This window comes from Nevskia soli DSM 19509, from assembly GCF_000711955.1.
In the GTDB taxonomy this organism is placed as follows: Bacteria; Pseudomonadota; Gammaproteobacteria; order Nevskiales; family Nevskiaceae; genus Nevskia; species Nevskia soli.
In genome coordinates this window covers 37,629-49,776 of record NZ_JONR01000026.1, presented here as the reverse complement: position 1 = coordinate 49,776, position 12,148 = coordinate 37,629, and the positions used below count along the sequence as shown (strand labels likewise).

The following is a 12,148-nucleotide window of genomic DNA, read 5'->3' as shown; positions in this document are numbered from 1 at the left end:
CGAGGTGGGTGCGGGAGGGGCCGCCTTCGCCCGCTCCCGCACCCACGCTGACGCGGCACCGTGTCGCGGGCGATCGTTGTCAGCCCCAGCCATGGAATCACCATGGCTGGGGCCTCCGCCTTGCCTGACGCGATTTTGGACTGCAACGCAGGTGCGATTCATTCTGTTACAGGCTCTTAATCGCGTCACTCGCTCCGTCAATCCCTCGCGGGACCGTAGCGTTAGACTGTCGGCAGCCACCTTCACGGACCAGGACATGGGCACCAAGACCACCGCAGGACAGCATTTCGCCACCCGCGCCATCCATGCCGGGCAGTCGCCCGACCCGACCACGGGCGCGGTGATGCAGCCGATCTATGCCACCTCGACCTATGTGCAGAGCAGCCCCGGTGTGCACAAGGGCTTCGAATATTCGCGCACCCAGAACCCCACCCGCTTCGCCTACGAGCGCTGCGTCGCCGACCTGGAAGGCGGCAAGCAGGGTTATGCCTTCGCCTCGGGGCTGGCGGCCACCGCCACCCTGCTCGACACGCTGGAACCCGGCTCGCATGTCATCGCCAGCGACGACATGTACGGCGGCACCTACCGCCTGTTCGCGCGCGTGCGCGAGAAGTCCGCCGGGCTGAAGTTCAGCTACGTCGACATGCGCGAACCGAAGAACGTGGAGGCCGCGATCCGCCCGGAGACGCGCCTGATCTGGGTGGAGACGCCGACCAACCCGATGCTCAAGCTGGTGGACCTGTCGGCCATCGCCGCCATCGCCCGCAAGCACAAGGTGCTCGCCGCCGCCGACAACACCTTCGCCAGCCCTTACCTGCAACGGCCGCTGGAGCACGGCTTCGGCCTGGTGATGCACTCGGCGACGAAGTATCTCAACGGCCATTCCGACGTGGTCAACGGCATGCTGGTGGTGGGCGACGACGCCGAACTGGCCGAGCGCATCACCTTCCTGCAGAACGCCGTGGGCGCCGTGGCCGGCCCCTTCGATTCCTTCCTGGTGCTGCGCGGCCTGAAGACGCTGGCGGTGCGCATGCAGCGCCATTGCGAGAACGCGCTGGCGCTGGCGCACTGGCTGGAGAAACACCCCAAGGTCGCCAAGGTGTATTACCCCGGCCTGGCCTCGCATCCGCAGCACGCGCTCGCCGGCAAGCAGATGACGCGAGGCTATGGCGGCATGATCTCGATCGAGCTGAAGGGCGGCCTGGAGGATTCGCGCCGCTTCCTCGAACGCTGCGAAATCTTCGCCCTGGCGGAATCCCTCGGCGGCGTGGAAAGCCTGATCGAGCACCCCGCGATCATGACCCATGCCAGCATTCCCGCCGAGGCACGGGCGCAGCTGGGAATTTCCGATTCATTGTGCCGGCTGTCGGTCGGCATCGAGGACCTGGAAGATCTCAAGGCCGATCTGCAGCAGGCATTGACCGGCTGATTGCCGCGACAACCCCGGACCACCGCTTACGCCGCCCGGAGTGCCGGGAATATCTGAATCCACGCCCCGCACCGGCTGACGCCGGTACAATGCGGCATCACCCTATTCGATTTGCGGAGCCGCCATGACTGAACTCGCCCAGAAACGCTGCATCCCCTGCGAAGGCGGCGGCACAGCCCTGAGCAAGGACGACGCCGAGGCGCTGCTGAAGCAGCTCGACCCGCGCTGGAAGCTGCTCGACGGCGCGAAGAAGATCGAAGCGACCTTCGAATTCAAGAACTACTTTCGTACGCTAGCCTTCGTCAATGCCGTCGCCTACATCGTCATCAACGAAGACCATCACCCGGATATCAGCTTCGGCTACAAGACCGCGACCATCAACTTCTGGACGCATACGGTGAACGGGCTGTCGGAGAATGACTTCATCTGCGCGGCGAAGATCGACGGGTTGGTGAAGTGAGGCAGTTACTCAAGGTCATTTGAGGCGGCGAAGGAATCGTCCGGATTCTTCGCCGCCTCAGAATGACAAATGTCGGTTGTCGACCCGGGTTCTAGAACCCTTCCAGCACCAGCTTGCCGATGGCCTTGCCGCCTTCGAGTTCGGCATGCGCTTGCTTCAGCGTGGCCGCATTGATCGGACCGAGCACGCCTTTCAGCGTAGTGCGCAAGGTGCCGGCTTCGATCAATTCCGCGACACGATTCAGCAGGTGATGCTGCTCGATCATGTCCGGCGTCTGGAACATCGAGCGTGCGAACATGAACTCCCAGGCGAATGCGGCGCTCTTGGACTTGAGCAGTTCCACCGGCACCGGCTTTGCGTTCTCGACAATGGTGCAAATCGTGCCCTGCGGCGCGATCACTTTGGCCAACGCTGGAAAGTGCTGATCGGTGTTGTTGCAGCACAGGATGTAATCGACCGACTCGATGCCCTTGGCCTTGAGATTGGCGGCGAGGTCGCCGCGATGATCCACCACTTCATCGGCGCCCAGCTCGCGGCACCAGGCGATGGTCTCCGGACGGGACGCAGTGGTGATGACGCGTAAACCCGCCACCCGCCTGGCGATCTGGATGGCGATGGAGCCGACGCCGCCGGCACCGCCGACGATGAGCAGGCTCTTGCCCTTGTCGGCGCCCTCGGCCGAGATATGCAGGCGATCGAACAATCCTTCCCAGGCGGTGATCGCGGTCAGCGGCAGCGCGGCGGCCTCGGCAAAGCCGAGGCTGGACGGCTTGCGGCCGACGATGCGCTCGTCCACCAGCTGGAATTCGCTGTTGCTGCCCTGGCGGGTGATGTCGCCGGCATAGAACACGGCGTCGCCGGGCTTGAACAGCTTCACGCCGGGACCAGTGGATTCGACGATGCCGGCGGCGTCCCAGCCCAGCACGCGCGGCGCGGCTTCGGTCTTGTCCTTGGGCGCACGCACCTTGGTATCCACCGGGTTCACCGCCACCGCCTTCACCGCGACCAGCAGGTCGCGCCCCTTGGGCTGCGGCTTGGGCAACTCGATATCCAGCAGGGATTCAGGATGGGTGATGGGCAGGTACTTGAGCAAGCCGACGGCTTTCATGGGAACTCCTGGTTCGCTTCGCGCCGTAGCGCCTTGCGTTATAGTTTGCGCCTTGCATGCAAAGATACAAGTACGCACATTTTGTGCATGTAGTATCCATCTGGATACTGTCGAGGACGGTAACATGGCCAGGCACAGCAAATACGATTGTTCCGCGGGTTGCCCGGTCGAGGCGACCTTGAATCTGATCGGCGGCAAGTGGAAAGGCATGCTGCTGTACCACCTGCTCGACGGCACGCAGCGCTTCAACGAACTGCGCCGCCGCCTGCCCCAGGTGACGCAACGCACCCTGACCAAGCAGTTGCGTGAACTGGAAAGCGATGGATTGATCCACCGGCAGGTCTATGCCGAGGTGCCGCCGAAGGTGGAGTACAGCCTGACGCCGCTGGGCGAGTCGCTGCGGCCGATCGTGCTGGCACTGAAGCGCTGGGGAGAGAATTACCTGCAGGAGCCGGTGCCGCGCAAGCGCGCGGCTTAGACTTGAACTAGACCAGCGTACGTCCGGTAAAGGCATGCGACAGCGTGCCGCTGTCGACGTACTCCAGCTCGCCCCCCATCGGCACACCGTGGGCGATGCGGGTCACCTTGACGCCGTTGGCGCGCGCCATCTCGGCGAGGTAGTAGGCGGTGGCCTCGCCCTCGACGCTGGGATTGGTGGCGATGATCATTTCCTGCACCTGTCCGCCGGCGAGCTGGCGGCCCAGCAGGTCCAGGCCCAGTTGCTCGGGGCCGATGCCGTCGAGCGGCGACAGGCGCCCCATCAACACGAAGTAGCGGCCGCGATAGGCGGTGCCGCTCTCGATCGCCGCGAGATCGGCGGGATTCTCCACCACGCAGATCTGGCCGGCAGTGGTGCGGGACTCGGTGCAGTAGGCGCACTTGCCGTCTTCGAAGAACATGCGGCAGGTCGGGCAGCGCGCGATGCCTTCCAGCGCTTCGGCCAGCGTGTTGCGCAGGTAGTCGGCGCCGTTGCGGTCACGATCCAGCAAATGGAACGCCATGCGCTGCGCCGACTTGGGCCCGACGCCGGGCAGGCGGCGCAGGGCCTCGATCAGGCGGGTCAGGCGTGGGGAATAGGCAGCCATAGTCTTAATTGGTTGCCCCTCTCCCTTCGGGAGAGGGGTTGGGGTGAGGGACGCTGTATCGACAGGAGATGCACTCCCTTGATGGGATAGCCCCTCATCCCCGACCCTTCTCCCGGAGGGAGAAGGGAGAATTCAGATTGCATCAAACCCTAGCCGCCCATCAGTCCCGCGGGCAGGTTCAATCCGCCGGCAACCTTGGCCATCTTTTCCGAGGCGTTGCGCTCCAGCTTCTGGGCGGCGTCGTTGATGGCGGCGGCGATCAGGTCTTCGAGGAAGTCCTTCGATTCCTGCAGGGCGTCGGCGGCGATCTCGACCTTCTTCGCCTCGTGCTTGCCGGTGAGGGTGATCTTGACCATGCCGCCGCCGGCTTCGCCGGTGATTTCGGCGCGGGCGATCTCTTCCTGCACGCGCTTCATCGCCTCCTGCGCCTGCTGGGCCTGCCGCATGATCTGTCCGAGGGGACCTTTCATAAAAACATTCTCCGGAAATTGTTGATTACTTGCCGTCGACCGGCTGCACCGAACCGGGCCGCACGGTGGCACCGAAGGCTTCCTTGAAAGCCAGCACTTCGGGATCGCCTTCGATGGCGGCTTCCGCCGCGCGCTGCCGCTCGATCACCCGCTTGTCGTCCGCCGCCGCCGGGCTCAGCAGATCCGTGGCGCCGCCGACTTCGATATTGAGGCTGATTTCACTGCCCGTCTGCGCGCTGAGGGCACGCTGGATGGCGAGGCGGCGCTCCTCGTTCAGCAGGTGCTTGGTGCGCGCTTCCAGGGCCAGGTGCACGGTGCCGTTGGACTCGCCCACCCAGGCACAGTGGCGCGCCAGCTGGCGCGTCATGCCGTCCAGGCCGATGGCTTCGATGCGCAGGGCCCAGGGGTCGTCCGAGTTGACGGCGGCACGCGGCGGCGCGGCCGGTCTTGCCGGGGGCGGCGGGGTGGCCGGGGCAACGGTGATCGGTGCCGCGGCGGCAACCGGTGCCGGCGCGACAGGCGCGGCAGCGGCAAGCTTCGGTGCTGCTGCCGGCGCGGCGGCGGCGCGGCCCGGGGCCGGCGGCGTACCCGGTGCGGATTGGGTCCTGCCGCCCGCGGCCGCTGCGGGGGGGGCGCCCGCTGCCGGCGCTGCGCCGTCCGGGCGGAAGGCGAGCATGCGCAGCAGGGTCATTTCGAAGCCGAGGCGCGGGTCCGGGGCCCAGGGCAGGTCGCGGCGGCCGAGCACGGCGATCTGGTACCAGACCTGGATGTCTTCCGGCGCGATGGATCTGGCCAGCGGCTCCAGCGCGGGTTCGTCGTCCTCGTCGCCGGCCTTGGGCAGCAGCTGCAGTACGGCGATGCGCTGCAGGGCGGCGGCGAGGTCGTTGAGCAGGGCGGCGTGGTCGGGCGCGGACTCGTCCAGCTTGTGGATGCCGTCGAGCAGGGCCTGGCCGTCGCCGCGGCCCAGCGCATCGAGGATCTCGAACAGGGTGCGGCGGCCGACCGTGCCGAGCATCTCCTCCACGCCCTCGCGCTTGATGCCGAGGCCGCCGGCGAAGGCGATGGCCTGGTCGAGCAGGGACAGGCCGTCGCGCATCGAGCCATCGGCGGCGCGGGCCAGCTCGCCCACCCCGGCCAGCTCGAACTCCATGCCCTCTTCCTTGAGGATGTCGCTGAGGTTGTCGCGGATCAGGTTCTGCGGCAGGCGCTTGAGGTTGAACTGCAGACAGCGCGACAGCACGGTGATCGGCAGCTTCTGCGGATCGGTGGTGGCGAGGATGAACTTGACATGCGAGGGCGGCTCTTCCAGCGTCTTCAGCAGGGCGTTGAAGGCGCTCTTGGAGAGCATGTGCACTTCGTCGACGAGATAGACCTTGTAGCGGCCGCGCGCGGGCGAATACTGGGCATTGTCGATGAGCTGGCGCACATCGTCGACGCCGGTGTTGCTGGCGGCGTCGATTTCCAGCAGGTCGACGAAACGGCCGTCGTTGATTTCCTTGCAGGCGGAGCAGACGCCGCAGGGCTGGGCCGTCACCCCGGTCTCGCAGTTGAGGCCCTTGGCGATGATGCGCGCCAGGGTGGTCTTGCCCACGCCGCGGGTGCCGGTGAGCAGGATGGCGGGATGCAGGCGGTCGCGCTCCAGCGCGTGCTGCAGCGCCTTGACCACGTGATTCTGGCCGCGCACATCCTCGAAACGACGCGGACGCCATTTACGCGCTAGCGCGAGATAGCTCATACCGGCGCGAGCAGCGTGGAGGGGCCCCGTGCGCCCGGGGTCCCCGCGAAATCGCAGATTTCGTGGGATGGCCAGCGCGGGGATCCTAGCGTCGCGAGTCGGCGCAGGCGTGAGCGCAGCGGCAAGCCACGCTCCGGGATGGGGACAGGAGAGCTCATGCAAAGATGGTGGAGAGAGTCACTGGCGCATTGTCGCGGATGATCCCGAACCGCGCCAGTCACGTAACGCAAGCCACTGAATTTCCGTACGAATGCACGCGGACGGCACGACACGGAGTAAAATCTGCGACTTGCTTAAGAGGAGCCCGCCGTGACCGAACCGAAAGCCGCCGCACAGACACCAGGCCACGCCCTGGTCACCGGCGGCGCCGGCTTCATCGGCAGCCACCTGGTCGACGGCCTGCTGGCGGACGGCTGGACCGTCACCGTGGTCGACAATTTCGATCCCTACTATGCCGAGTCGACCAAGCGCCTCAACATCGCGCAGCACCTCGACCAGCGCAACTACCGCCTGCTGCAGGTCGACCTGCGCGACGCGGCGGCGCTGCATGCGGCGCTCGACCAGCCTTTCGGAGGCGCCGACAAAACCGGGTACACGGTGATCGTGCACCTCGCCGCCAAGGCCGGCGTGCGCAACTCCCTGCTCGATCCGCTCGGCTACCAGATGACCAATGTCATCGGTACGCAGAACCTGCTGACCTACGCCTACCAGCGCAAGATCAAGCAGTTCGTGTTCGCCTCCTCGAGCAGCGTCTACGGCGACTGCCCGCGCCTGCCCTGGAGCGAGAACGACCTCGACCTGCTGCCGATCAATCCCTACGCCAGCACCAAGCTGGCCGGGGAGCACCTGGGCTATGTCTACAGCCGCACCTTCGGCCTGCGCTTCGTCGGCCTGCGTTTCTTCACCGTATTCGGCGAGCGGCAGCGGCCGGACCTGGCGATCCACAAGTTCTCGCGCCTGATGCTGGCGGGCAAGGCGATCCCGGTTTACGGCGACGGCTCCTCCGAGCGCGATTTCACGTATTGGGACGAGATCGTCAGCGGCGTCCGCGCCTCGATGGCTTACACCGGCAGCGACTACGAGATCTTCAACCTCGGCAACAACCGCACCATCGGCCTGCTCGACACCATCCGCAAGCTGGAGGATGTGCTCAATGTCAAGGCGAAGATCGACTGGCAGGACTGGCAGCCGGGCGAGATGCGCCGCACCTGGGCCAATATCGAGAAGCCGCAGCGTCTGCTCGGTTACAGGGTGAAGACCGATTTCGACACCGGGCTGCGACGCTTTGCCGCGTGGCTGCAGGAACGCCTGCGGCTGGAAGGTGGGAAGGCCGGATGAGCGGCCTGCGCGCCGGTGTGCCGGCGCTGCTGCTCAACGTGCTGGTGCTCGGCCTGTTCGTCTGGGCGGTGGAACATTACTGGGGCTGGGGGCGGCTGCTCACGCCCTGGCACGATCTTGAATTGCCCATCCTGCTGCTGGCGGTGTGCGGCATGCTGCTCAGCTACGGCGTGCGCGCACTGCGCATCTACCTGGCGGAGCGCGATATCCCGCGCGGCCGCTACCTGGCCTGCCTGCGCCTGATCCTGCTCAACAATGCCGTCAACCTGCTGCTGCCGGCGCGCTCCGGCGAGGCCAGCTTTCCGATTCTGATGAACCGCTGGTTCGGCATCGACCCCGCCCGCGCCACCGGCACCCTGGTGTGGCTGCGCCTGCTCGACCTGCATGTGCTCGCCACCATCGGCGCGGCCTGCGCCGCCGGCGGCTGGCTCGATGCGCGGCACGGGCTGTCGGGCCTGGCCTGGCTGGCCGCCGGCGCGGCGGCGCTGTCGCCGCTGCTGCTGTTTGCCTCGCGGCGTCCCCTGGCGGCAAGGCTGGCGGGCCGCGAGGGCAAGATCCCGAAGCTGGTATCGCGCGCCCTGACCGGTCTGCCGCGGCGTTATGCCGGGCTGGCGCTGGACCTGGGCCTGAGCTGGTTGTCCTGGGGCATCAAGCTGACGGCGCTGGGCTGGGTGCTGTCGCGGCTGGCCAGTATCCCGCAGGTGCTGGGCACGCTAGGCGCCATCGGCGGCGACCTCAGCACGGTGCTGCCGGTGCATGCGCCCGGCGGCTTCGGTACCTACGAGGTGGGCGTGATGGCCCTGCTGGCGCCTGGCGCTCCCCTCTCCGGGGCCCTGTTCGCCGCCGCCGCCAACCTGCACCTGCTGGTCTTGACCACCAGCCTGCTGTCGGGCGCCGCGGCCTGGCTGGCCGGGGCCGCACGCCGGCGTACGGATGCTAAACTTTGAAGCTATTCAATAACGGAAACGCCCCTTGACGGATCGACCCGCCATCAGTCCCAGCTTGAGCATCGTCATCCCGATGTATCGCGAGCAGGACAACGTCGCGCCCATGCTGGCCCGGGTGCACGAAGGCCTGGCCGCCTACAGCGGGCCGTGGGAGCTGATCTGTGTCGACGACGGCAGCCAGGACGATACCGGCAAGCGCCTGATCGCCGAGGGCGAGAAGTACGGCGCCCACGTGCGGGTGATCCGCTTTGCCCGCAACCATGGCCAGACCACGGCGATGCAGGCCGGCATCGACGCCGCACGCGGCGAAGTCATCGCCACGCTGGACGGCGATCTGCAGAACGACCCCGCCGACATCCCCCGCATGGTCGAGGAGATGTATGCGCGCGACCTGGACCTGCTCGCCGGCTACCGCGCCAACCGCCAGGACGCCTGGCTGTCGCGCAAGCTGCCGTCGAAGCTGGCCAACAAGCTGATCGGCAAGGTCACCGGGGTGCAAATCCGCGACTACGGCTGCAGCCTGAAGATCTACCGCTCCAAGGTGATCAAGGAAGTGCGCCTGTACGGCGAGATGCACCGCTTCATCCCGGTGTGGGCGGCGATGGTCACCTCGCCCAGCCGCATCGGCGAAACCGCGGTGAGCCACAATGCGCGCCAGTTCGGCGAGAGCAAATACGGTATCTCGCGCACCTTCCGCGTGATCCTGGATCTGCTGACGGTGTTCTTCTTCCTGCGCTTCCGTTCGCGCCCGGGGCATTTCTTCGGCTCCATCGGGCTGCTGTTCGGCGTGCTCGGCAGCATCGGCATGACGTACCTGGCGGTGGTGAAGTTCATCCTCGGCGAATCCATCGGCAGCCGGCCGATGTTCCTGGTGTCGGTGCTGCTGCTGGTGTTCTCGATCCAGTTCCTGACCACCGGCGTGCTGGCGGAAATGCTCACCCGCATCTTCTACCAGCGCCAGGAAGGCCCGCTGACCATCACGCCGGACCTGCCCGGCGGAGTCCTGGGCTGGCAGCACACGCTCGAGGTCCCGGTGACCCAGTCCGGCGAGGTTGCGTCGCACAGTGGTTGAGGCGGAACGGCTGCACGCAGGACATATCCTGTTCCTGCTCGCGGCGTTATTGCTGGGCTTCTGGAGCAAGCTCGGCTCGGTGCCGCTGTTCGACCTCGACGAGGGCGCTTTCAGCCAGGCCACCATCGAGATGATCGACAGCGGCAATTATCTTTCGACCACGCTCAACGGCGAGCCGCGCTACGACAAGCCGATCCTGATCTACTGGCTGCAGGCCGCCGCGGTGAAAACCTTCGGCTTCGGCGAGTTCGCCTTCCGCCTGCCCTCGGCGCTATGCGCCAGCGTCTGGCTGTTCGCGGTGTACGGCTTCACCTGGAGCTTCACCCGCGAGCGCCGCGCCGCCCTGCTCGCCGCCGGCAGCCTGGGGCTGGGGCTAATGCCCAGCGTGATCGGCCATGCCGCCATTGCCGACGCGCTGCTCGACATGCTGATCGCGCTGACCATGCTGGACATCTACCGGCATTGCGTGGCGCCCTCCTTGGGCAAGCTGCTGCGCATCTACCTGTGGATGGGCCTGGGCTTCCTCACCAAGGGCCCGGTGGCGGTGGCGCTGCCGCTGCTGGTGAGCCTGCTGTTCTACGCCTGGCAGCGACGGCCGTTGGACTGGCTCAAGGCGGTGCTGAATCCGCTCGGCTGGCTGGTGTTCGCGGCGGTGGTGCTGCCCTGGGCCTGGCTGCTGTACCTGCAGGACCACGGCGAGTTCTTCCGCCACTTCCTGCTCGACCACAACCTCAACCGCTACGAGAACACGCTGCAAGGTCACGGCGGCAAGCCCTGGTACTACCTGGTGTGGCTGCCGCTGATCGTGCTGCCCTTCACCGCCCTGCTGCCGGCGGCGTTGTGGCGGGCGCGCAAACCCGATCCGCTCGATGTGTTCCTGCTGCTGTGGTTCGCCGTGGTGTTCGTGTTCTTCTCCTTCTCCGGCACGCAGCTGCCGCATTACCTGCTCTACGGCTGCACGCCGCTGTTCATCCTGTTCGGCCGCGGCTGGCGCAACGCACCGGCGCGCGGCTGGGTGCTGCTGCCGGCGTTGCTGCTGGTGGCGGTGCTGGGCGCCCTGCCCTGGATCCTGCCCCTGATCCACATTCCGGAGCAGCGCGTCTACGAGCGCGGCATCGTCACCCTGGCGATCAATTCCTTCAGCCGCTCCTATTACGTGCTGGCGGCGGCGGCAATGCTGAGCCTGCTGGTGCTGCTGTTCCGCCGCGGCACCGAATCGTGGCGGGCCGTGCTCGGCGCCGGACTGGCGCTCGGCGTGCTGGTCTGGTTCGGCGTGGTGCCGGTGCTGGCCGCCGCGCAACAGGGGCCGATCCGCGAGGCCGCCCTGCGCGCACGCGATCTCAACCTGCCGGCGGTGAGCTATCGCACCTTCCTGCCGACCTTTTCCGTGTACCGCGGCGCGGTGACGCCGAACCGGCTGCCGGAACCGGGCGAGCTGGTGTTCGTGCGGCTGGACCGCCTGCCCGATCTCCAGGCCGAGCTGGGCGAGCAGGTGACGCTGATCCCGGAATTCCAGCGCGGCGGCGTGGCCCTGCTGCTGCGTCCGCCGGCGCCGACTTCCGGCCCGGTGAAAAGCGGCAGCCCGCGGCCGTCGTGACATGTTCGGAGCCAGAGCCAGGGCCTATCGCCGCCTGTTGACCAATGACCTCGCCGCGCGCCGCGACATCCTGGCGTGGCGGCAGCCGGGCGCGCTGGCGACGCTGCGCTGGTGGCTGGTGGCGGCACTGATTGTCGGCACGGTGTGGTTCGCGCTCAGCGGCTACCACGCGGTGTTCCACCCGCTGAACGCAGTGTGGGCGCATGTGCCGGACTGGCTGGCCGAGTGCGTGACCTACAGCGGAGACACCCTCTTCGCCCTGGCGCTGTTGCTGCTGCTGGCGCGGCGTTTTCCGCAGATCGTATGGCTGGCGCTGCCCAATGCGCTGATCGCCACGGTGCTGTCGCGCGGACTGAAGGCGGCCTTCAATGCCATGCGCCCCGGCGCCGTGTTGCCGGCGGATCATTTCCACCTGGTCGGCCCGCTGTACCTGACACACAGCTTTCCTTCCGGCCATACCGTCACCGCCTTCGTCACCATGGGGACCTTCGCCTGGTTCCTGCCGCTGAACTGGATGCGCTGGTGCGCCTTTACCTTGGCCCTGCTGGTGGGCTTGAGCCGCGTGGGCGTCGGCGCGCACTGGCCGCTGGACGTGGTGGCGGGCATGGGCGTGGGCACGCTGGCGGTGCTGCTGGGCGCACCGCTGGCGCAGCGCTGGCAGGCCTGGGGGCTCAGCGCGCCGGCCCACTTCCTGACGGTAGCCGTGCTGGCAGGCTGCGCACTGGCCCTGCTGCTGGGCCAGCCGGCCTATCCCCTGGCCCTGTGGTGGGCGCACGGCGTGGCGGTGCTGGCGCTGGCGCTGACGGCCTGGGATTACCTGATCGCGCCGGGCATGCAGGCAATCGACCGCCGCGCCGCCGTACCGCGGTAGCCCGCGCACGCCGCAACGGCGGCAAATCCGCGCGCG

The 12,148-nt window shown here is 67.1% G+C and carries 12 protein-coding genes; 8 read left to right on the top strand and 4 right to left on the bottom strand.

Annotated elements, in window-relative coordinates; all coding sequences use genetic code 11:
* The first annotated feature begins 256 nt into the window (after positions 1–256).
* Both BP26_RS0114490 and BP26_RS0114485 read left to right on the top strand, forming a co-directional pair.
* A complete protein-coding gene (locus BP26_RS0114490) occupies positions 257–1,429 on the top strand; it encodes a cystathionine gamma-synthase (protein ID WP_029921292.1) in 1,173 nt (390 codons plus the stop codon).
* 124 nt (positions 1,430–1,553) lie between these two features.
* Entirely contained in the window at positions 1,554–1,889 is a 336-nt protein-coding gene (locus tag BP26_RS0114485; protein WP_029921291.1) for a 4a-hydroxytetrahydrobiopterin dehydratase, read from the top strand.
* Between the two features lie 91 nt (positions 1,890–1,980).
* Here the strand turns inward: BP26_RS0114485 and BP26_RS0114480 are convergent, their stop codons facing one another.
* On the bottom strand, positions 1,981–2,997 hold the full coding sequence (locus BP26_RS0114480; protein ID WP_029921290.1) for a zinc-binding alcohol dehydrogenase family protein: 1,017 nt from the start codon (positions 2,995–2,997) through the stop codon (positions 1,981–1,983).
* A gap of 124 nt (positions 2,998–3,121) precedes the next feature.
* Between BP26_RS0114480 and BP26_RS0114475 the strand changes: the two genes are divergently transcribed.
* Positions 3,122–3,475 carry a winged helix-turn-helix transcriptional regulator gene (locus tag BP26_RS0114475; protein WP_029921289.1) on the top strand — a complete coding sequence of 118 codons (354 nt, stop codon included), beginning with the start codon at positions 3,122–3,124 and terminating at the stop codon, positions 3,473–3,475.
* A 7-nt stretch (positions 3,476–3,482) separates the two neighbouring features.
* On the opposite strand, the gene recR is transcribed toward BP26_RS0114475, so the two are convergent.
* From recR to dnaX, 3 genes are all read right to left on the bottom strand, one after another.
* Positions 3,483–4,082, bottom strand: coding sequence for a recombination mediator RecR (gene recR / locus BP26_RS0114470; protein ID WP_029921288.1), 600 nt, complete (start codon positions 4,080–4,082; stop codon positions 3,483–3,485).
* A 149-nt stretch (positions 4,083–4,231) separates the two neighbouring features.
* Positions 4,232–4,552, bottom strand: coding sequence for a YbaB/EbfC family nucleoid-associated protein (locus BP26_RS0114465; protein WP_029921287.1), 321 nt, complete (start codon positions 4,550–4,552; stop codon positions 4,232–4,234).
* A 25-nt stretch (positions 4,553–4,577) separates the two neighbouring features.
* Positions 4,578–6,287, bottom strand: a complete 1,710-nt coding sequence (gene dnaX / locus BP26_RS0114460; protein ID WP_029921286.1) for a DNA polymerase III subunit gamma/tau — start codon at positions 6,285–6,287, stop codon at positions 4,578–4,580.
* A 309-nt stretch (positions 6,288–6,596) separates the two neighbouring features.
* On the opposite strand from dnaX, the gene BP26_RS0114455 reads away from it, so the two are divergent.
* From BP26_RS0114455 to BP26_RS26740, 5 genes are read left to right on the top strand one after another with little or no spacing between them, the layout of a single operon-like run.
* Positions 6,597–7,625: an NAD-dependent epimerase/dehydratase family protein gene (locus BP26_RS0114455; protein ID WP_084183103.1), complete on the top strand. Its 1,029-nt coding sequence runs from the start codon at positions 6,597–6,599 to the stop codon at positions 7,623–7,625.
* Entirely contained in the window at positions 7,622–8,572 is a 951-nt protein-coding gene (locus tag BP26_RS0114450; RefSeq protein ID WP_029921284.1) for a lysylphosphatidylglycerol synthase domain-containing protein, read from the top strand. The genes BP26_RS0114455 and BP26_RS0114450 overlap by 4 nt, the downstream gene beginning before the upstream one ends.
* Before the next feature lie 25 nt (positions 8,573–8,597).
* The gene (locus tag BP26_RS0114445) at positions 8,598–9,644 is read left to right on the top strand and encodes a glycosyltransferase family 2 protein (RefSeq protein WP_029921283.1); all 1,047 of its coding nucleotides are present in this window, start codon (positions 8,598–8,600) and stop codon (positions 9,642–9,644) included.
* Positions 9,637–11,241 (top strand): ArnT family glycosyltransferase, encoded by a 1,605-nt coding sequence (locus BP26_RS0114440; RefSeq protein WP_051748985.1) that lies wholly within the window; start codon positions 9,637–9,639, stop codon positions 11,239–11,241. Before BP26_RS0114445 ends, BP26_RS0114440 begins: the two co-directional genes overlap by 8 nt.
* Position 11,242: 1 nt before the next feature.
* The gene (locus BP26_RS26740) at positions 11,243–12,112 is read left to right on the top strand and encodes a phosphatase PAP2 family protein (protein WP_051748984.1); all 870 of its coding nucleotides are present in this window, start codon (positions 11,243–11,245) and stop codon (positions 12,110–12,112) included.
* Positions 12,113–12,148: the final 36 nt, after the last annotated feature.

Excerpts from the sequence above, each read along its gene's own strand:
- BP26_RS0114490 (WP_029921292.1), top strand. The coding sequence starts at position 257 with ATGGGCACCAAGACCACCGCAGGACAGCATTTCGCCACCCGCGCCATC.
- BP26_RS0114485 (WP_029921291.1), top strand. The coding sequence starts at position 1,554 with ATGACTGAACTCGCCCAGAAACGCTGCATCCCCTGCGAAGGCGGCGGC.
- BP26_RS0114480 (WP_029921290.1), bottom strand. The coding sequence starts at position 2,997 with ATGAAAGCCGTCGGCTTGCTCAAGTACCTGCCCATCACCCATCCTGAA.
- BP26_RS0114475 (WP_029921289.1), top strand. The coding sequence starts at position 3,122 with ATGGCCAGGCACAGCAAATACGATTGTTCCGCGGGTTGCCCGGTCGAG.
- recR (WP_029921288.1), bottom strand. The coding sequence starts at position 4,082 with ATGGCTGCCTATTCCCCACGCCTGACCCGCCTGATCGAGGCCCTGCGC.
- BP26_RS0114465 (WP_029921287.1), bottom strand. The coding sequence starts at position 4,552 with ATGAAAGGTCCCCTCGGACAGATCATGCGGCAGGCCCAGCAGGCGCAG.
- dnaX (WP_029921286.1), bottom strand. The coding sequence starts at position 6,287 with ATGAGCTATCTCGCGCTAGCGCGTAAATGGCGTCCGCGTCGTTTCGAG.
- BP26_RS0114450 (WP_029921284.1), top strand. The coding sequence starts at position 7,622 with ATGAGCGGCCTGCGCGCCGGTGTGCCGGCGCTGCTGCTCAACGTGCTG.
- BP26_RS26740 (WP_051748984.1), top strand. The coding sequence starts at position 11,243 with ATGTTCGGAGCCAGAGCCAGGGCCTATCGCCGCCTGTTGACCAATGAC.